The organism is Gemmobacter caeni (assembly GCF_003054195.1).
Lineage (GTDB): Bacteria > Pseudomonadota > Alphaproteobacteria > Rhodobacterales > Rhodobacteraceae > Gemmobacter > Gemmobacter caeni.
Map to the genome: position 1 here is coordinate 158,537 of NZ_QBKP01000003.1, position 17,230 is coordinate 175,766.

Sequence of the window (17,230 nt, forward strand, 5' to 3'; positions counted from 1 at the left end):
GGCAGAACCCGCACCCCTCCGCACCTTTCCGTCCCGTAAAGGGATCAGAACTTCATGATGTAGGAAATACCGGCCACCACCGGGTCGATATTGACCTTGCCGATCTTGGTGCCGTTCAGCTTCACATCGGCATCAATGTCGATATAGCGCAGGTCCATCCGCAGCGCGGCCTTGTCGTTCAGCGCGTAATCCATGCCGACATGGGCGGCGAGGCCGAAGCTGTCGTCGATCTTCAGGTCACCGAGGGGCGAGCTTTCCTCGAAGAAGGTCGTGTAGTTCAGGCCAAGGCCCGCGAAGGGCGTGATCGGGCCGCTGGTCGGGATGTGCCAGTTCACCGTGATGGTGGGCGGAAGGTGTTTGGTATTGCCCGCATAGGCCCCACCCACGTTCACCTTGTGCTTGAAGGGCAGGGCGCCCAGCAGTTCGATGCCGATATTGTCGCGGACGAAATATTCGAAGGTGATGGTCGGGCGCGCGTTGTCCCCGACATCGGCGGGGGCCCCGGCCAGCGTGCCGTTGTTGCTTTTCGGCGCGACATAGCCGATCCCGAGGCCGAGCGTCATGTCGCCCGCCGATTGGGCAAGGGCGGGGGCCGTCAGCGCGGCGGTGGCCAGAAGGGCATAGGCAAGCGTTTTCATCGCAGGTCTCACAGGTTGTTTACCGGGCGAACCTGCACCTTCGGGGGCGCCGGAAACCTTGACGTGGATCAATTTCGCAAAGGTTCAGGGTGCGACATTTTTTCATGCAAGTCACTGAAATATATGGGTTCAAGATGAATCTTGCATATCGCTTTGCCCAAGCCGCGCATACCGCTGCCCCTTCTGTCCAGAACCACCAGCAGGACTGACCGACATGAAACTGACCTCGCGCATCCTTACCGGCTCCGACGGCTTCAGGGCCAATCGTGCCGCGCATCTGGGCATGCTCGAAACCGTGGCGCGGGCGGCGGCCCTTGCGGCGGCGGGCGGCGGCGACAAGGCGATGGCGCGGCATGTGGCCCGCGGCAAGATGGCGCCGCGCGACCGCGTGGCGGGCTTGCTCGACCCCGGATCACCGTTTCTGGAGGTGGGCGCCACCGCCGCGCATGGGCTTTATGACGGCGCGGCGCCCTGCGCGGGGGTCATCGCCGGCATCGGCCGGGTGCATGGGCAAGAGGTGATGGTCGTCTGCAACGATGCCACCGTGAAGGGCGGCACTTATTACCCGATGACGGTCAAGAAGCATCTGCGCGCGCAGGAGATTGCCGAGGAATGCGCGCTGCCTTGCGTCTATCTGGTCGATAGCGGCGGTGCCAACCTGCCCAATCAGGACGAGGTTTTCCCTGACCGCGACCATTTCGGGCGCATCTTTTACAATCAGGCGCGGATGAGCGCGAAGGGTATTCCGCAAATTGCGGTGGTGATGGGTTCCTGCACCGCAGGCGGCGCCTATGTCCCCGCGATGTCGGATGTGACGATCATCGTGAAGGAACAGGGCACGATCTTCCTCGCCGGTCCGCCGCTGGTGAAGGCCGCGACGGGCGAGGTGGTCAGCGCCGAGGATCTGGGCGGCGGCGATGTGCATACGCGGCTGTCGGGGGTGGCGGATTATCTGGCCGAGGATGATGCCCATGCTCTCGCGCTGGCCCGTCGTGCCGTCAGCCACCTGAACCGCGCGAAACCCGCCACGGTGCAATGGCAGTCGGTCGAGGCTCCGGCCTATGACCCCGAGGAAATTCTTGGCGTGGTGCCGGGCGATCTGCGCACGCCCTATGACATCCGGGAGGTTATCGCCCGGGTGGTGGACGGCTCGCGCTTCGATGAATTCAAGCCGCGTTTCGGCGAAACCATCGTTACCGGCTTTGCGCATGTGATGGGCTGCCCTGTCGGTATCGTCGCCAATAACGGCGTGCTGTTTTCCGAGGCGGCGCAGAAGGCCGCACATTTCGTGGAGCTGTGCAGCCAGCGGAATATCCCGCTGGTCTTCCTGCAAAACATCACGGGCTTCATGGTCGGCCGGAAGTATGAGAACGAGGGCATTGCCCGCCACGGTGCCAAGATGGTGACGGCGGTCGCCACCACCAATGTGCCCAAGATCACCATGCTGGTGGGCGGTTCGTTCGGGGCCGGGAACTACGGCATGGCAGGCCGCGCCTATCAGCCGCGTTTCCTCTGGACCTGGCCGAACTCGCGCATCTCGGTTATGGGCGGCGAACAGGCGGCGGGTGTGCTGGCCACCGTGAAGCGCGACGGGATCGAACGCGCAGGCGGCGCCTGGACGGCCGAGGAAGAAGCCGAGTTCAAGCGCCCCACCATCGAGATGTTCGACCGGCAGAGTCACCCGCTTTATGCCTCGGCCCGGCTGTGGGACGATGGGATCATCGACCCGCGTCGCACCCGCGAGGTACTGTTCCTCTCGCTTTCCGCCGCGCTGAACGCGCCGGTGGAACCCACGCGCTTCGGCGTGTTCCGGATGTGATGGCGATGCGGGCGCTCCCCCCTGGCCGGACCGGCGGTGCGGCGCTTGCCCCGCGCCGCCGGGTCGCGCATCACAGGGCAAAGCCCCTGCAAAGTGATCCGATGCGCCTCAATCCCGAACTTGCCGCCTATATCTTCGTCACGCTGCTGGTCTTGTGGTCCGCCGCGCATCGCTATGCGCCGGTCGCTGCGCGGTCCAGCGAGGCGCAGAAGCCGGTGACGCGCGAGGCGCCGGGCGGTCTCGTCGGCTGCAAGACAGGCTATGTCTATGACGGCGATACGGTCGAGCTGATCTGCGGCAACAGGCGCGACCGGGCCCGGCTTGCGGGCTATGATGCGCCGGAAACGCACGAACCCGGCTGTGCCGCCGAGGCTACGCTGGGCGCCCGAGCAACCGACCGGCTGCGCGGGCTGCTGCGCGCCGCGACCCCTGCGATGACCGATCTTGGCACCGATAAATACGGCCGCCGCCTGATCCGCCTGCGGCTTCCGGGGGGGGAGGATATCGCTGATCGCATGATCGCCGAGGGGCTGGCTGTTGCTTATGACGATGCGCAGCGCATCGACTGGTGCGCCCGGATTGCCGCAAGCGGAGGTGCCAAATGGCTGAGACCCTGATCGACACCCGCTTCACCCGCGCCTTTGCCCTGCGCCACCCCGTCGCTCTGGCCCCGATGGCGGGCACCACGGGCGGGCGGCTTGCTGCTGCCGTGGCGGAGGCCGGGGGGTTGGGTCTCCTGGGGGGCGGCTATGGCGACGCGGACTGGATCGCCCGCGAATGGGCGCTGGCCAAAGGCGCCCCCATCGGCATCGGCTTCATCACCTGGCGGTTGACGCCCGCGCTGCTGGCCGAATGCCTTGACCGCGGCCCGCGCGCGGTCATGCTGTCCTTCGGTGATCCTGCGCCCTTCGCCGCTGCGATTCATGCGGCAGGTGTGCCGCTGATCTGCCAGTGCCAGACGCTCGATCATGCCCGCGCTGCGCTGGATGCCGGGGCCAGCACGGTCGTTGCACAGGGCGCTGAGGCGGGTGGCCATGGCCAGTCGCGTGGCACCTTTACGCTGGTGCCGGAACTCGCCGACCTCATCGCTGCACGCGCGCCCGGGACACTGCTGCTGGCCGCAGGTGGTATCGCTGACGGGCGCGGCCTTGCCGCCAGCCTGATGCTCGGGGCCGATGGCGCCCTGATCGGCAGCCGCTTCTGGGCCGCGACCGAGGCGCTGGTGCCGCCGGGCTTTCATGCCGCCGCAATCGCAGCCGACGGCGATGCCACCCTGCGCACCCGCACGGTGGATGCGGTGCGCGGCTTCGACTGGCCCGCGCCTTTCGACATCCGCGTCCTGCGCTCCTCCTTCACCGACAGGTGGCATGCCGATCCGCAAGCCCTGCGCGCGCCCGGCGCCGCCAATGCCCGCGCCGACTGGGCCGCAGCCCAGGCCGAAGGCGATGCCTCCAACGGCTCCCCGGTTGCGGGCGAGGCCGTGGGGCTGATCCATGACATTGCCCCCGCCGCCGATATCCTCGCCCGTCTCACGGCCGAGGCGGCGCAGCGCCTCTGCTCTTCATCTGTTCACAAATATCCTCCGGGGGAGGGGCCAGAGGCCCCGCGGGGGGCAGACAGCCCCCCGTCCACCCCCGATCACCCCGCGCCGGAGGTCTGACATGTTCCAGAAAATCCTGATCGCCAATCGCGGCGAGATTGCCTGCCGCATCATCGCCACCGCCCGGCGCATGGGCCTCGCCACCGTGGCGGTTTATTCCGAGGCCGACGCCCATGCCCGCCATGTCGCGCTGGCGGACGAATCCGTGGCCATTGGCGGCCCGGCCCCGCGTGACAGCTATCTGCGCGGCGATGCGATCATCGCTGCCGCACAGGCGACTGGCGCACAGGCCATCCATCCCGGTTACGGCTTCCTGTCGGAAAACCCCGATTTTGTAGATGCGGTGGAGGCTGCGGGCCTTACTTTCATCGGTCCTTCCGCGAAAGCCATCCGCGCCATGGGCCTGAAGGATGCAGCGAAGCGCCTGATGTCCGGGGCCGGTGTGCCGGTGGTGCCGGGTTATCATGGCGCTGATCAGCAGGCGGACCACCTCGCCGCCGAGGCTGCGCGCATCGGCTGGCCGGTGCTGATCAAGGCCGTGGCGGGTGGTGGTGGCAAGGGCATGCGCAAGGTGACCCGTGCCGAAGATTTCGCGGCCGCGCTGGACAGTGCGAAGGGCGAGGCCGCCACCGCCTTCGGCAATGATGCCGTGCTGATCGAGAAATATGTCGAAAAGCCCCGCCATATCGAGGTTCAGGTGTTCGGGGACGGAAGTGATGCGGTGCATCTGTTCGAACGCGACTGCTCCTTGCAGCGCCGCCATCAGAAGGTGATCGAGGAAGCCCCGGCCCCCGGAATGCCCGCCGAAATGCGCGCGGCCATGGGTGAGGCCGCCGTGCGCGCCGCGCGTGCCATTGGCTACAAGGGCGCGGGCACCATCGAATTCATTGTCGATGCCTCCGATGGCCTGCGCGCAGACCGCTTCTGGTTCATGGAGATGAATACCCGCCTTCAGGTCGAACATCCGGTGACCGAGGCGATCACCGGCGTCGATCTGGTGGAATGGCAGATCCGCGTGGCGGCGGGTGAGGCGCTGCCGCTGCGGCAGGATCAGCTTGCTATCCATGGTCATGCCTTCGAGGCCCGGCTTTACGCCGAGGATGTGCCCGCGGGCTTCCTGCCCGCCACCGGCACACTGGCCCATCTCGCCTTCCCCGAGGGCGCGCGTGCCGATACCGGCGTGCGGACGGGCGATACGATCAGCCCGTGGTATGACCCGATGATCGCCAAGGTGATCGTGCATGGCCCGACCCGCGAAGTTGCCTTGCAACAACTGTCCCGCGCCCTGGCGGAAACGCAGGTCGCGGGCACGGTGACGAACCTTGGTTTCCTTGGCGCGCTGGCCCGGCATCCGGGTTTTGCGGCGGGGGATGTCGACACAGGGCTGATCGAGCGGGATCTGGACGCGCTGGTCTCCGACCCCGCGCCTTCGGCAGGCGTGCGTGCGGCGGCGCTCCTGGCCAGTGCCGGACTGACCGCACGCCCTGCGCTGGGCTTTACACTCTGGGCGCCGCTGGCGCGGCGTCTGGCGGTGCGGCAAGGGCATGAGGTCACCGAAGGGTTGCTGACCCTCGACGCCGAAGGCCCGCGCATCACGGTCGAGGGGGAATGTCTCGTCCCGCCCGCGCTGCCGGTGGTGCAGGCGGGCGGCCTGATCCATGTCTTCGACAAAGGCGCCTGCCACAGCTTTGCCCCGGTCGATCCGCTGGCGCGTGAGGCCAGTGGCGGCGCGGCAGGGAATGCCACGCTGTCGCCGATGCCCGGTCTGGTAAAGGCGGTCTTCGTGGCCCCCGGACAGGCCGTCGCTGCGGGCGACCGGCTGGCCATTCTGGAAGCGATGAAGATGGAACACACGCTGACCGCCGCCCGCGATGGCGTGGTGGCCGAAGTGCTGGTCACCCCCGGCACCCAGGTCGAGGCGGGGGCGGCGCTGATCCTGCTGGAGGCCGAAACCGCCGAGGTGGCGGCATGATCCGGCTGCATCACTGTCCCGGCTCGCGGTCGATGCGTGTCCTGTGGGCGCTGGAGGAGCTTGGCCTTGACTACGATCTGGTGAGCTACCGGCTCGACGACGGCTCCACCCGCCGCCCGGAACTTATGGCGCTGTCACCCGCAGGGCGCGTGCCCGCGCTGGAGATTGACGGGCAGGCGATCTTCGAAAGCGGTGCCATCATCGAATACCTGTGCGAACGCTTTCCCGAGGCAGGCCTTGGTGTGGCCCCCGGCACGGCAGAGCGCGCGCGCTTTCTGGAATGGGTGCATTTCGCCGAAACGCAGGCCAATATCCTGCAATCGCTGAACATCCAGCATATCTTCCTGCGCCCGGCTTCGGCCCGTTCCCCTGCCATGATGCAGCTGGAAACCCGGCGTCTGGTCAAGACCATGCAGGCGCAGGAGGCGGCGCTGGCGGGGCGCGACTGGCTGCTGGACAAGGGCTTCACCGGTGCCGATCTGATGATGGCCTTCAACGTCACCGCCTGTTTCCGCTTCGTCAGGCCCGACGGCTTTGCCAATCTTGCCGCCTATGCCGCGCGGATCGCAAAACGTCCGGCCTATGCCCGCGCGCTGGAACGGTCGGGGGAGGATGTCCTTTATACCCGCGACTTCTATGAACTCCCCGAGGGCTGAACCGATGTCAAGCGACCGCGCCGAAATCTTCGAAATGGGCCCGCGTGACGGGTTGCAGAATGAAAAGCGCCTGATCCCGGCGGCAGACAAGATCCGGCTGGTGGACATGCTGTCGCGCGCAGGCTTCCGCCGGATCGAGGTAACCAGTTTCGTCAGCCCGAAATGGGTGCCGCAGATGGCCGATGCCGCCGATGTGCTGGCGGGGATCTCCCGTGCGCCGGGCGTCAGCTACGCCGCACTGACGCCGAACCTGAAAGGATACGAGGCCGCCCGCGCCGCCCGCGCCAGCGAGGTGGCAATCTTTGCCTCGGCCTCGGAGGGGTTCTCCAGGGCCAATCTCAACTGCACCATCGCCGAAAGCCTTGATCGCTTCGCGCCTGTGGCCGAAGCGGCGCGCACCGATGGCATCCCGCTGCGCGGCTATGTCTCGGTTGTCACCGATTGCCCCTTCGACGGACCGACCCCGCCCGCTCAGGTGGCCAAGGTCGCTGCCGCTTTGCGCGACATGGGATGCTATGAAATCAGCCTCGGCGACACGATCGGTCATGGCACGCCCGACACCATCCGCGCCATGCTGGAGGCTGTGCTGGTGGAACTGCCCGCCGAAAGGCTCGCCGGGCATTACCACGACACTCAGGGCAGGGCGCTGGAGAATATCGAGGCTTCGCTGGCGCTGGGCCTGCGCGTGTTCGACGCAGCGGTCGGGGGCCTGGGCGGTTGCCCCTACGCGCCGGGTGCGGCGGGCAATGTCGCGACCGAGGCGGTGGCGGCGCGTCTGGAAACGCTGGGTTTCGACACCGGGCTTGACCCGGTGGTGCTGGACGAAGCCGCCGGATTTGCGCGCAGCCTGCGGGGCCAGGCGCAAATCTTTTGACCAAAAGATTTGCAAATTTCTTTGCAAGAAATTTGCGGCACGGAGGGACGGATATGTTCGAGACCATCACCATCGCACAGGATACGCGCGGCGTCGCGCGGCTGGTGCTGAACCGGCCAGAGAAGCACAATACGCTGTCGGCGACCATGATTGCCGAACTGACCGAGGCGGCGGCGCGGCTGGGCGGGGACGCTTCGGTGCGGGCCGTGGTTCTGGCCGCGGAAGGGGCCAGCTTCTGTGCCGGGGGCGATCTGTCCTGGATGCGGGCACAGATCGACGGCGGGCCCGTGATGCGGCGCGAGGGCGCGCTGGCGCTGGCGCGGATGCTGAACGCGCTCGATACCCTGCCGAAGCCTCTGATCGGGCGGGTGCAGGGGCAGGCCTTCGGGGGCGGTATCGGCATGATGTCGGTCTGTGATCTGTGCATCGGGGTCGGCGGCGCACGCTTCGGGTTGACGGAAACGAAGCTTGGTCTGATCCCGGCGACGATCTCGCCCTACGTCGTGGCGCGGATCGGCGCGGCGGCGGCGCGGCGGCATTTCATGGCGGCGCGGCTGTTCGACAGTGCCGAGGCGCATCGCATCGGTCTGTTGCATGCCGTGGTTTCCCCGGACGAACTGGATGCGGCGGTAGAGGCCGAGGTGGCGCCGATCCTCGCCTGTGCGCCCGGTGCGGTGGCGGATGCCAAGGCGCTGGTGGCGCGGCTTGGGCCGCAGGTAGATGAGGCGCTTATTTCCGACACGGCTGATCTGCTGATCCGCCGCTGGGAAAGCCCGGAGGCCGCTGAGGGCATCGCCGCCTTCTTCGGAAAACGCCCGCCCGCCTGGGCGAGTCGCGGCTAGTCCGAGAGATTCCGTTGGGAAAGCCTTTGACCGGGCTTTCCGCGAGGGCATTTCCCCGCGCGATGCCGCGCTGCGGAATAATCGCGGTATGCGGTGGCATACAATCAATGAAATCACGCTCCGGCCTCAGGTTTTTCGTTCCGCCTTTGGTTGACCGCGCGTGAGGGCAGGAGTAAACGGGTCGCAGCAACGATCCGCGCGCGCCGGGCGTCCTGTGCCCCATGCCGCCAGCCGAAGGAGCCACTCGTGGACGGACTTCTCCGAGAATACCTTCCCATTATCATCTTTCTGGTTCTTGCCGTCGGTCTTGGCCTCGTGCTGATCCTCGCCGCCGTGATCCTTGCGGTCAGGAACCCCGACCCCGAAAAAGTGTCGGCCTATGAATGCGGTTTCAACGCCTTCGACGACGCCCGGATGAAGTTCGACGTGCGGTTCTATCTCGTGTCGATCCTGTTCATCATCTTCGATCTTGAAGTGGCCTTCCTCTTCCCCTGGGCGGTTGCCTTCGGGGACATGAGCATGGTGGGCTTCTGGTCGATGATGGTCTTCCTGGGCGTTCTGACCGTCGGCTTTGCCTATGAATGGAAGAAGGGGGCCTTGGAATGGGCGTGAGCACCAGCGCGAACCATGCGGCGAACGACCGCGATGCCGGCATGGTCGCGATGAACCGCGACTTGCAGGACAAGGGCTTTCTGCTCACCACCACCGAGGACATCATCAACTGGGCGCGCACCGGCTCGCTGCACTGGATGACCTTTGGTCTGGCCTGCTGCGCGGTCGAGATGATGCACACCGCCATGCCGCGCTATGACGTGGAACGTTATGGTTTCGCCCCGCGTGCCTCGCCGCGCCAGTCCGATGTGATGATCGTTGCGGGCACGCTGACCAACAAGATGGCACCGGCGCTGCGCAAGGTCTATGACCAGATGCCCGAACCGCGCTATGTGATCTCGATGGGCAGCTGTGCCAATGGCGGTGGCTACTATCATTACAGCTATTCGGTGGTGCGCGGCTGCGACCGTGTGGTTCCGGTGGACATCTACGTTCCCGGTTGCCCGCCCACGGCAGAGGCGCTGATGTATGGCATCCTTGCCCTGCAACGGAAAATCCGCCGCACCGGCACGCTGGTCCGCTGAGGAGGGGAAGATGTCCGAAGCTCTGACGCAACTGGGCGAGCATATCCAGCTGAAGCGCCCGCAGGCCGTTGTCGGTGTCTCCATCGCCTTCGACGAATTGACGGTCGAGGTGACGGCGGCGCAGCTTGTCGCCTTTATCGACTTCCTGAAGACCGACAGTGCCTGCCGCTTTTCCACTCTGGTGGACATTACAGCGGTCGATCATCCCGAACGCCCGGCGCGTTTCGACGTGGTCTATCACTTCCTGTCGATGTACCAGAACCAGCGCATCCGCGTGAAAGCGGCGGTGCGCGAAGACGAGATGGTGCCGTCCATCGTGTCGGTCCACCCTTCCGCCAACTGGTTTGAACGCGAAGTGTTCGACATGTTCGGCATCCTGTTCTCGGGTCACCCGGATCTGCGCCGCATCCTGACCGATTACGGCTTCCGCGGTCATCCGCTGCGCAAGGATTTCCCGACCACCGGCTATACCGAGGTCCGCTATGACGAGGCGCAGAAGCGCGTGGTCTACGAGCCGGTGAAGCTGGTGCAGGAATATCGCCAGTTCGATTTCCTGAGCCCGTGGGAGGGCGCGCAATATGTGCTGCCCGGCGACGAGAAAAAGGCCTGAGCGCGTCAGGGGTGCGGCTGTGCCTGCGCCCCTCGTGTCGATATGAGGTGAGACGATGGACGGACAATTCGACGACGCGCTGACGGGCGAACAGAAGATCCGCAACTTCAACATCAACTTCGGCCCGCAGCACCCCGCGGCGCACGGCGTGTTGCGCCTGGTGCTGGAGCTGGACGGCGAGATCGTGGAACGCTGCGACCCGCATATCGGCCTGCTGCACCGTGGCACCGAAAAGCTGATGGAAAGCCGGACCTATCTGCAAAACCTGCCCTATCTTGACCGGCTGGACTATGTCGCGCCGATGAACCAGGAACATGCCTGGTGCATGGCCATCGAAAAGCTGACCGGCACCGTGGTGCCGCGTCGCGCCTCGCTGATCCGCGTGCTTTATTCGGAAATCGGCCGCATCCTGAACCACCTGCTGAACGTCACCACGCAGGCGATGGACGTGGGGGCGCTGACCCCGCCGCTCTGGGGCTTTGAAGAGCGCGAGAAGCTGATGGTGTTCTACGAACGCGCCTGCGGCGCGCGTCTGCACGCCGCCTATTTCCGCCCCGGTGGTGTCCATCAGGATCTGCCGCCCGCGCTGATCGACGATATCGAAGCCTGGACCGAGACTTTCCCGAAGGTTCTGGATGATATCGACGGTCTGCTGACCGAGAACCGTATCTTCAAGCAGCGAAATGCCGATATCGGCGTGGTGAGCGAGGAAGATATTCTGAACTGGGGTTATTCCGGCGTCATGGTGCGCGGCTCGGGCCTTGCCTGGGATCTGCGGCGCGCGCAGCCCTATGAGTGCTATGACGAATTCGACTTCCTGATCCCGGTCGGCAAAAACGGCGATTGCTATGACCGCTATCTCTGCCGGATGGCAGAGATGCGCGAAAGCGTGAAGATCATGCGTCAGGCCATCGCCAAGCTGCGCGAACCGGCAGCGAAGACCGACGTTCTGGCGCGCGGCAAGCTGACCCCGCCGAAGCGTGGTGACATGAAGACCTCGATGGAAAGCCTGATCCATCACTTCAAGCTCTACACCGAAGGTTTCCACGTCCCGGCGGGCGAGGTCTATGCCGCTGTCGAAGCGCCAAAGGGCGAATTCGGTGTGTATCTGGTGGCCGATGGCACCAACAAGCCTTACCGCGCCAAGCTGCGCGCGCCGGGCTATCCGCACCTGCAATCCATGGACTACATCGCCAAGGGCCATCAGCTTGCCGATGTGGCCGCCATCATCGGCACGATGGATGTCGTGTTCGGGGAGATCGACCGCTAATGCTCCGCCGTCTGCATAAAGAACAGCCTGCTTCCTTTGCTTTCACGCCCGCCAACATGGAATGGGCGCAGGGGCAGATTTCCAAATATCCCGAGGGTCGTCAGGCCAGCGCCATCATCCCGCTGCTGTTCCGCGCGCAGGAACAGGAGGGCTGGCTGACCCGCGCGGCCATCGAATATGTGGCCGACCTGCTGGGCATGGCGCATATCCGGGCGCTGGAAGTGGCGACCTTCTACTTCATGTTCCAGCTTCAACCCGTTGGCACTGTTGCGAATATTCAGATTTGCGGCACGACGTCCTGCATGATCTGCGGCGCGGAAGAACTGATCGCGGTCTGCAAGGAACTGATCGCCCCGACGCCGCACACGCTGTCGGCGGATGGCAAGTTCTCGTGGGAAGAGGTCGAATGCCTCGGGGCTTGTGCCAATGCGCCGATGGCGCAGATCGGCAAGGACTATTACGAGGATCTGAGCGCCGAGAAGCTGCGCGAGATGATCGCCCGCTTCTCGAAGGGTGAGGTGCCGGTGCCGGGTTCGCAAACCGGGCGCTATTCGTCGGAACCGGCGACCGGGCTGACCTCGCTGAAGGAATATGACAGCGGTCGCACGCAGTATAACGCCTCGGTGGATCGTGCAGTGAAAGTCGGCGATACGGTGAAGCGGATCGACGGCACCGAAGTTCCGATCCTGACACCCTGGCGTCAGAAGCCTGCGGCGGAAGCCCCGGCTGTGACCGAGGAAGCCCCGGCGCCCGCCGCGCGTGGCATCGACCAGGCCACTGCCGAAGTGCTGACCGCCAAGCCTGAAACGGCTGCCGCCCCGGAAGGTACGCAGCCGAAGGGTCTGACGGCGGCGCGCGATGGCCAGGCTGACGATCTGAAAAAGATCGAGGGTATCGGACCGGCGCTGGAAAAGCTGTGCCATGAGCTTGGCATCTTCCACTTTGACCAGATCGCCCAATGGGGCGAAGCCGAAATCGCGTGGATGGACAGCAATCTGAAGGGCTTCCGTGGGCGTGTGACCCGCGACAAATGGGTCAATCAGGCGAAGATCATCGTGACCGAGGGGATGGACGCCTTCCTCGAACGCGCCAAGACCAACGATTACTGAGGAGCTGGCGATGACGACCCCCACCCCCGAACAGAAGCGGCTGGCGCGTGACTCGCGTCTGGTTGCCTTCGTGATCGCGGGGACCATGCTGTTGTGGATGGGGGCGCAATGGGTTGGCGGGCAGGTGGGGCTGGAAGCCCGCTATGCCTTCCTGTTCGACCTCGCCGCACTGGCCGCGTTCTTCTGGGCGCTGGTCGTCACTTACCAGATCTGGCGGCGGCACAAAGCCGTCAACCGGGGAAATTGAGGGCACAAGATGCTGAAGGATCAGGACCGGATCTTCACCAACCTCTACGGGATGCACGACCGCAGCCTGAAAGGGGCCATGGCGCGCGGCCACTGGGACAAGACCGCCGATCTGCTGGCGCTTGGCCGTGACGGCATCATCCAGATCATGAAGGACTCCGGTCTGCGTGGCCGGGGGGGCGCGGGTTTCCCGACCGGCATGAAATGGTCCTTCATGCCGAAGCAATCCGATGGCCGCCCGTCCTATCTGGTGGTGAACGCCGACGAATCCGAACCCGCGACCTGCAAGGACCGCGAGATCATGCGCCACGATCCGCATACGCTGATCGAGGGCTGTCTTGTCGCCGGTTTCGCCATGGGTGCGGTGGCGGCCTATATCTACATCCGGGGCGAATACATCCGCGAGAAAGAGGCGCTGCAAGCCGCCATCGACGAATGCTATGACGCGGGTCTGATCGGCAAGAACGCCTGCAAGTCGGGCTATGATTTCGATGTCTACCTGCATCACGGGGCGGGCGCCTATATCTGCGGCGAGGAAACCGCGCTGCTGGAAAGCCTTGAAGGCAAGAAGGGCATGCCCCGGATGAAGCCGCCGTTCCCGGCGGGGTCCGGCCTTTATGGCTGCCCGACCACGGTGAACAACGTCGAATCCATCGCCGTCGCGCCGACCATCCTGCGCCGTGGGGCCGCCTGGTTTGCCAGCTTCGGCCGCCCGAACAATGCGGGCGTGAAGCTGTTTGCCATGTCGGGCCATGTGAACACGCCCTGCGTGATCGAAGAAACCATGTCGATCCCGATGCGCGAACTGATCGAGAAGCATGGCGGTGGTGTTCGCGGCGGCTGGAAGAACCTGAAGGCTGTCATCCCCGGCGGGGCTTCCTGCCCGGTGATCCCGGCCGACAAATGCGAAGACGCGATCATGGATTACGACGGGATGCGCGCGCTGCAATCGTCGTTCGGCACCGCCTGCATGATCGTGATGGATCAGCAGACCGACATCGTGAAGGCGATCTGGCGGCTGGCGAAGTTCTTCAAGCATGAAAGCTGCGGCCAGTGCACGCCCTGCCGCGAAGGCACCGGCTGGATGATGCGGGTGATGGACCGTCTGGTGCGCGGCGAGGCCGAGGTCGAGGAAATCGACATGCTGCTGAGCGTGACCAAGCAGGTGGAGGGCCACACGATCTGTGCGCTTGGCGATGCGGCGGCCTGGCCGATCCAGGGCCTGATCCGGCATTACCGCGAGGAAATCGAGGACCGCATCAAGGCCAAGAAGACCGGCCGCATGGGCGCGATGGCGGCGGAGTGAGCCTGATGAACCGCGTATTCCCCCATTACATTGCGATGACGGCAGGGCTGCTTGCGGCCTGTCCCGCCATGGCGGAGCAATGGCTGGTGGATTGCGGCGGCCGTCAGGTCGACCTCGGGCGGCTTGAGCTTGATGCAAAAGGGGCCGGGCCGAAGGGTGTCATCACCCTGTCGGAGCATGACGCAGCCAACCGCAGTTTTGTCATGCATGTGCGCCCGAAGGATCTGTGGTCTGAAAAGCAGGCGGCACCTTCCGCCACCTTGGCGGCTGACCTGACGATTTGCCCGTATCTGAATGGACGCGCTATGCCGGTCAAGGCGCTGGCGCATACCGACGAGGAATGGGTCTTCCTTGGGACGTGCCAAGGGGATGCCGGTTTCTGGAAGGGGCTGTGCGGATGAACCTGACCCCCATCCTCCTTTCGGGCATGGCAGCGGGCCTTTCGGCCTGCGTCGCTGCGCCCGCGCCGCAGGGGGCCTCCGTGAAGGGGGGCACCTATGCGGTGATGCAGGAGGGGGCGGAATATCAGGCGCAGATCGGCGCGGGCCGGGCAGGCAAGACGCTGACGCGCGCAGGCGCGCAGCCGGTTTCGGGTGCGACGGTGCGCGTGGCGCCCTTCGCCATGGACCAAGGCAAGCGCGCCAAGGACGTGGCAGCGCAGGCCTGCACGCAGGCCGGCGGGCGCTTCCAGCCGCAGGCTGTGGGCGGTTATACCGCTGGCGCATGGGAATTCGAGGGGGGCTGCGCATGAGCTTTCAGCATGCCCTGATGCACCTTTATCCGCCGGTGGTTGCTTTTGCCTTTCTGGTGATAAACCCGGCTCTGACATTCCTGCTTCTGCGCCGTGCCGGTGTTCGTGGTGCGCTACTCGGCTTGGCTCTCGTTTCGCCGGTGTCGATGGTGTTGGGTGGTTTGGTCTTCCCGTTGATGATGGAAACCATAGTCCATCACGCCATGAACGATGATCTGTGGCCCCCCCTCTGGGTGCTTTTCAAAGTGGTCCCCCCCGGCAGCTTCGTCGCGGTCCAGATCGCGCGAAGTATCTTTCTGCTTCTTGGCTGCATCGCACCGCTTGCCATACTGGCCATGCTGAAATGGCCTGTTCTCAATAACTCCCGTGATCAAGTGGAGATCTGACGTGAGCAACCTCAAGAAAATCATCATCGACGGTATCGAGGTCGAGGTTGACGCCGCGATGACGATCATTCAGGCGGCCGAGGTCGCGGGGATCGAGATTCCGCGCTTCTGCTACCACGAGCGTCTGTCCATCGCGGGCAACTGCCGGATGTGTCTGGTCGAGGTTGTCGGCGGCCCGCCGAAGCCGGCTGCCTCCTGCGCCATGCAGGTGCGCGACCTGCGCCCCGGCCCGAATGGCGAGCCGCCGGTGGTCAAGACCAACTCGCCCATGGTGAAGAAGGCCCGCGAGGGGGTGATGGAGTTCCTGCTCATCAACCATCCGCTCGACTGCCCGATCTGCGATCAGGGCGGCGAATGCGACCTGCAAGATCAGGCCATGGCCTATGGTGTGGATTTCAGCCGCTACCGCGAGCCGAAACGTGCCTCCGAGAACCTGAACCTTGGCCCGCTGGTCAAGACCGAGATGACGCGCTGCATCTCCTGCACGCGCTGCGTCCGCTTCACCACTGAAGTCGCGGGCATCACCCAGATGGGCCAGACCGGCCGGGGCGAGGACAGCGAGATCACCAGCTATCTGAATGAAACGCTGGCCTCCAACCTTCAGGGCAATATCATCGACCTTTGCCCGGTCGGCGCGCTGACCTCGAAACCCTATGCCTTCACCGCCCGTCCGTGGGAACTGACCAAGACCGAAAGCATCGACGTGATGGATGCGCTGGGGTCGAATATCCGCGTCGATACCAAGGGGCGCGAAGTGATGCGCATCATCCCGCGCAACCATGACGGCGTGAACGAGGAATGGCTGGCTGACAAGAGCCGCTTCATCTGGGACGGCCTGCGCCGCCAGCGGCTTGATACGCCCTACATCCGTGAGAACGGCCGCCTGCGGAAGGCAAGCTGGGGCGAGGCGCTGGCCGCTGCCGCTGCTGCCATGAAGGGCCGCAAGGTGACCGGCATCGTGGGTGATCTGGTGCCGGTCGAGGCTGCTTACAGCCTGAAAACGCTCGTGGAATCGCTGGGCGGCGCGGTTGAATGCCGCACCGATGGCGCGAAACTTCCGGCAGGCAACCGCGCGGCTTATGTCGGCACTGCCGCCATCGAGGATATCGACGCGGCGCAAACGATCCTGCTGATCGGCACCGACCCGCGCAACGAGGCGCCTGTTCTGAACGCCCGGATCCGCAAGGCCTGGGCGCGGGGTGCCGATGTGGCGCTGATCGGCCGCGCGGTCGATCTGACCTATGATTACGCGCATCTCGGCACCGACCGGAACGCGCTGACCGCGCTGGTGGGCAAGGCTGCGGCCTCGGACAAGCCCGCGCTGGTGATCGTGGGGCAGGGCGCGCTGATTGAGGCCGATGGCGCCGCCGTTCTGGCCGAGGCGCAGGCCTATTGCGCCACCACCGGCGCGAAGCTGCTGGTCCTGCATACCGCCGCTGCCCGCGTGGGCGCGATGGATGTGGGCTGCACCACCGAGGGCGGGCTGAAAGGCGCGACCGAAGGGGCCGAGGTGATCTATAACCTTGGCGCCGATGAGGTGGAGATCGAGGCCGGTGCCTTCGTGATCTATCAGGGCAGCCATGGGGATCGCGGGGCGCATCGCGCCGACATCATCCTGCCGGGCGCCGCCTATACGGAAGAAAACGGTCTGTTCGTGAACACCGAAGGCCGCCCGCAACTGGCGATGCGCGCCGGGTTTGCGCCGGGCGATGCCAAGGAAAACTGGGCGATCCTGCGGGCGCTGTCGGCCGAGATCGGCTCGACCTTGGGTTGGGACAGCTTGGCCGAGCTGCGCTCGCGCATCGTGGCGGCGCATCCGCATCTGGGCCGTATCGACGAACTGGCCAGCAACGAAGGCGTGGCGCTGCCGCGTGCGGCGCTGGGGAATGCGCCCTTCGGTCTGGTGGTGAAGGATTACTACCTGACCAACCCGATCGCCCGTGCATCGAGCCTGATGGGCGAGTTGCAGGCGATGGCTGCCGCGCGCACCGACGCGCCGCTGGCGGCGGAGTAAC

Annotated in this window: 19 protein-coding genes; 18 read left to right on the forward strand and 1 reads right to left on the reverse strand. The window is 65.2% G+C overall.

The annotated features are described in order from the left end of the window. Positions 1–44 precede the first annotated feature (44 nt). Positions 45–638: an OmpW/AlkL family protein gene (locus tag C8N34_RS06050; RefSeq protein ID WP_108128203.1), complete on the reverse strand. Its 594-nt coding sequence runs from the start codon at positions 636–638 to the stop codon at positions 45–47. A gap of 214 nt (positions 639–852) precedes the next feature. On the opposite strand from C8N34_RS06050, the gene C8N34_RS06055 reads away from it, so the two are divergent. The 18 genes from C8N34_RS06055 (at position 853) to nuoG (ending at position 17,229) form a co-directional block, all read left to right on the forward strand. Then, complete coding sequence (locus C8N34_RS06055; protein ID WP_108128204.1) at positions 853–2,457, forward strand: carboxyl transferase domain-containing protein; 1,605 nt, start codon at positions 853–855, stop codon at positions 2,455–2,457. Between the two features lie 5 nt (positions 2,458–2,462). Next, complete coding sequence (locus C8N34_RS06060; RefSeq protein WP_158640451.1) at positions 2,463–3,074, forward strand: thermonuclease family protein; 612 nt, start codon at positions 2,463–2,465, stop codon at positions 3,072–3,074. Then, positions 3,059–4,117: an NAD(P)H-dependent flavin oxidoreductase gene (locus C8N34_RS06065; RefSeq protein WP_108128206.1), complete on the forward strand. Its 1,059-nt coding sequence runs from the start codon at positions 3,059–3,061 to the stop codon at positions 4,115–4,117. Before C8N34_RS06060 ends, C8N34_RS06065 begins: the two co-directional genes overlap by 16 nt. A gap of 1 nt (position 4,118) precedes the next feature. Continuing rightward, positions 4,119–6,029 (forward strand): ATP-binding protein, encoded by a 1,911-nt coding sequence (locus C8N34_RS06070; protein ID WP_108128207.1) that lies wholly within the window; start codon positions 4,119–4,121, stop codon positions 6,027–6,029. Continuing rightward, the gene (locus tag C8N34_RS06075; RefSeq protein WP_108128208.1) at positions 6,026–6,685 is read left to right on the forward strand and encodes a glutathione S-transferase family protein; all 660 of its coding nucleotides are present in this window, start codon (positions 6,026–6,028) and stop codon (positions 6,683–6,685) included. The genes C8N34_RS06070 and C8N34_RS06075 overlap by 4 nt, the downstream gene beginning before the upstream one ends. A gap of 4 nt (positions 6,686–6,689) precedes the next feature. After that, a complete protein-coding gene (locus C8N34_RS06080; RefSeq protein ID WP_108128209.1) occupies positions 6,690–7,559 on the forward strand; it encodes a hydroxymethylglutaryl-CoA lyase in 870 nt (289 codons plus the stop codon). A gap of 53 nt (positions 7,560–7,612) precedes the next feature. After that, positions 7,613–8,401, forward strand: coding sequence for a crotonase/enoyl-CoA hydratase family protein (locus C8N34_RS06085; RefSeq protein WP_108128210.1), 789 nt, complete (start codon positions 7,613–7,615; stop codon positions 8,399–8,401). Between the two features lie 246 nt (positions 8,402–8,647). Continuing rightward, positions 8,648–9,013, forward strand: coding sequence for an NADH-quinone oxidoreductase subunit A (locus C8N34_RS06090; protein WP_054302313.1), 366 nt, complete (start codon positions 8,648–8,650; stop codon positions 9,011–9,013). Further along, the gene (locus C8N34_RS06095) at positions 9,004–9,537 is read left to right on the forward strand and encodes a NuoB/complex I 20 kDa subunit family protein (RefSeq protein ID WP_054302312.1); all 534 of its coding nucleotides are present in this window, start codon (positions 9,004–9,006) and stop codon (positions 9,535–9,537) included. Before C8N34_RS06090 ends, C8N34_RS06095 begins: the two co-directional genes overlap by 10 nt. Positions 9,538–9,547: 10 nt before the next feature. Continuing rightward, on the forward strand, positions 9,548–10,147 hold the full coding sequence (locus C8N34_RS06100) for an NADH-quinone oxidoreductase subunit C (RefSeq protein WP_108128211.1): 600 nt from the start codon (positions 9,548–9,550) through the stop codon (positions 10,145–10,147). Between the two features lie 55 nt (positions 10,148–10,202). Beyond that, entirely contained in the window at positions 10,203–11,417 is a 1,215-nt protein-coding gene (locus C8N34_RS06105) for an NADH-quinone oxidoreductase subunit D (protein ID WP_054302310.1), read from the forward strand. Then, positions 11,417–12,526 (forward strand): NADH-quinone oxidoreductase subunit NuoE, encoded by a 1,110-nt coding sequence (nuoE, locus tag C8N34_RS06110; RefSeq protein WP_108128212.1) that lies wholly within the window; start codon positions 11,417–11,419, stop codon positions 12,524–12,526. The genes C8N34_RS06105 and nuoE overlap by 1 nt, the downstream gene beginning before the upstream one ends. A gap of 10 nt (positions 12,527–12,536) precedes the next feature. Then, positions 12,537–12,773 carry a DUF5337 domain-containing protein gene (locus C8N34_RS06115; protein WP_054302308.1) on the forward strand — a complete coding sequence of 79 codons (237 nt, stop codon included), beginning with the start codon at positions 12,537–12,539 and terminating at the stop codon, positions 12,771–12,773. Positions 12,774–12,782: 9 nt separating this feature from the next. Next, a complete protein-coding gene (gene nuoF, locus C8N34_RS06120; RefSeq protein WP_108128213.1) occupies positions 12,783–14,078 on the forward strand; it encodes an NADH-quinone oxidoreductase subunit NuoF in 1,296 nt (431 codons plus the stop codon). Positions 14,079–14,083: 5 nt separating this feature from the next. Next, the gene (locus tag C8N34_RS06125) at positions 14,084–14,479 is read left to right on the forward strand and encodes a hypothetical protein (RefSeq protein ID WP_054302306.1); all 396 of its coding nucleotides are present in this window, start codon (positions 14,084–14,086) and stop codon (positions 14,477–14,479) included. Continuing rightward, complete coding sequence (locus C8N34_RS06130) at positions 14,476–14,829, forward strand: hypothetical protein (RefSeq protein WP_108128214.1); 354 nt, start codon at positions 14,476–14,478, stop codon at positions 14,827–14,829. The genes C8N34_RS06125 and C8N34_RS06130 overlap by 4 nt, the downstream gene beginning before the upstream one ends. Further along, a complete protein-coding gene (locus C8N34_RS06135; RefSeq protein WP_108128215.1) occupies positions 14,826–15,215 on the forward strand; it encodes a hypothetical protein in 390 nt (129 codons plus the stop codon). The genes C8N34_RS06130 and C8N34_RS06135 overlap by 4 nt, the downstream gene beginning before the upstream one ends. A gap of 1 nt (position 15,216) precedes the next feature. Further along, positions 15,217–17,229, forward strand: a complete 2,013-nt coding sequence (gene nuoG / locus C8N34_RS06140; RefSeq protein ID WP_108128216.1) for an NADH-quinone oxidoreductase subunit NuoG — start codon at positions 15,217–15,219, stop codon at positions 17,227–17,229. Position 17,230: the final 1 nt, after the last annotated feature.

Coding starts and splice junctions, on each gene's coding strand:
- C8N34_RS06050 (WP_108128203.1), bottom strand. CDS start 638: ATGAAAACGCTTGCCTATGCCCTTCTGGCCACCGCCGCGCTGACGGCC.
- C8N34_RS06055 (WP_108128204.1), top strand. CDS start 853: ATGAAACTGACCTCGCGCATCCTTACCGGCTCCGACGGCTTCAGGGCC.
- C8N34_RS06060 (WP_158640451.1), top strand. CDS start 2,463: ATGCGGGCGCTCCCCCCTGGCCGGACCGGCGGTGCGGCGCTTGCCCCG.
- C8N34_RS06065 (WP_108128206.1), top strand. CDS start 3,059: ATGGCTGAGACCCTGATCGACACCCGCTTCACCCGCGCCTTTGCCCTG.
- C8N34_RS06070 (WP_108128207.1), top strand. CDS start 4,119: ATGTTCCAGAAAATCCTGATCGCCAATCGCGGCGAGATTGCCTGCCGC.
- C8N34_RS06075 (WP_108128208.1), top strand. CDS start 6,026: ATGATCCGGCTGCATCACTGTCCCGGCTCGCGGTCGATGCGTGTCCTG.
- C8N34_RS06080 (WP_108128209.1), top strand. CDS start 6,690: ATGTCAAGCGACCGCGCCGAAATCTTCGAAATGGGCCCGCGTGACGGG.
- C8N34_RS06085 (WP_108128210.1), top strand. CDS start 7,613: ATGTTCGAGACCATCACCATCGCACAGGATACGCGCGGCGTCGCGCGG.
- C8N34_RS06095 (WP_054302312.1), top strand. CDS start 9,004: ATGGGCGTGAGCACCAGCGCGAACCATGCGGCGAACGACCGCGATGCC.
- C8N34_RS06100 (WP_108128211.1), top strand. CDS start 9,548: ATGTCCGAAGCTCTGACGCAACTGGGCGAGCATATCCAGCTGAAGCGC.
- C8N34_RS06105 (WP_054302310.1), top strand. CDS start 10,203: ATGGACGGACAATTCGACGACGCGCTGACGGGCGAACAGAAGATCCGC.
- nuoE (WP_108128212.1), top strand. CDS start 11,417: ATGCTCCGCCGTCTGCATAAAGAACAGCCTGCTTCCTTTGCTTTCACG.
- C8N34_RS06115 (WP_054302308.1), top strand. CDS start 12,537: ATGACGACCCCCACCCCCGAACAGAAGCGGCTGGCGCGTGACTCGCGT.
- nuoF (WP_108128213.1), top strand. CDS start 12,783: ATGCTGAAGGATCAGGACCGGATCTTCACCAACCTCTACGGGATGCAC.
- C8N34_RS06125 (WP_054302306.1), top strand. CDS start 14,084: ATGAACCGCGTATTCCCCCATTACATTGCGATGACGGCAGGGCTGCTT.
- C8N34_RS06130 (WP_108128214.1), top strand. CDS start 14,476: ATGAACCTGACCCCCATCCTCCTTTCGGGCATGGCAGCGGGCCTTTCG.
- C8N34_RS06135 (WP_108128215.1), top strand. CDS start 14,826: ATGAGCTTTCAGCATGCCCTGATGCACCTTTATCCGCCGGTGGTTGCT.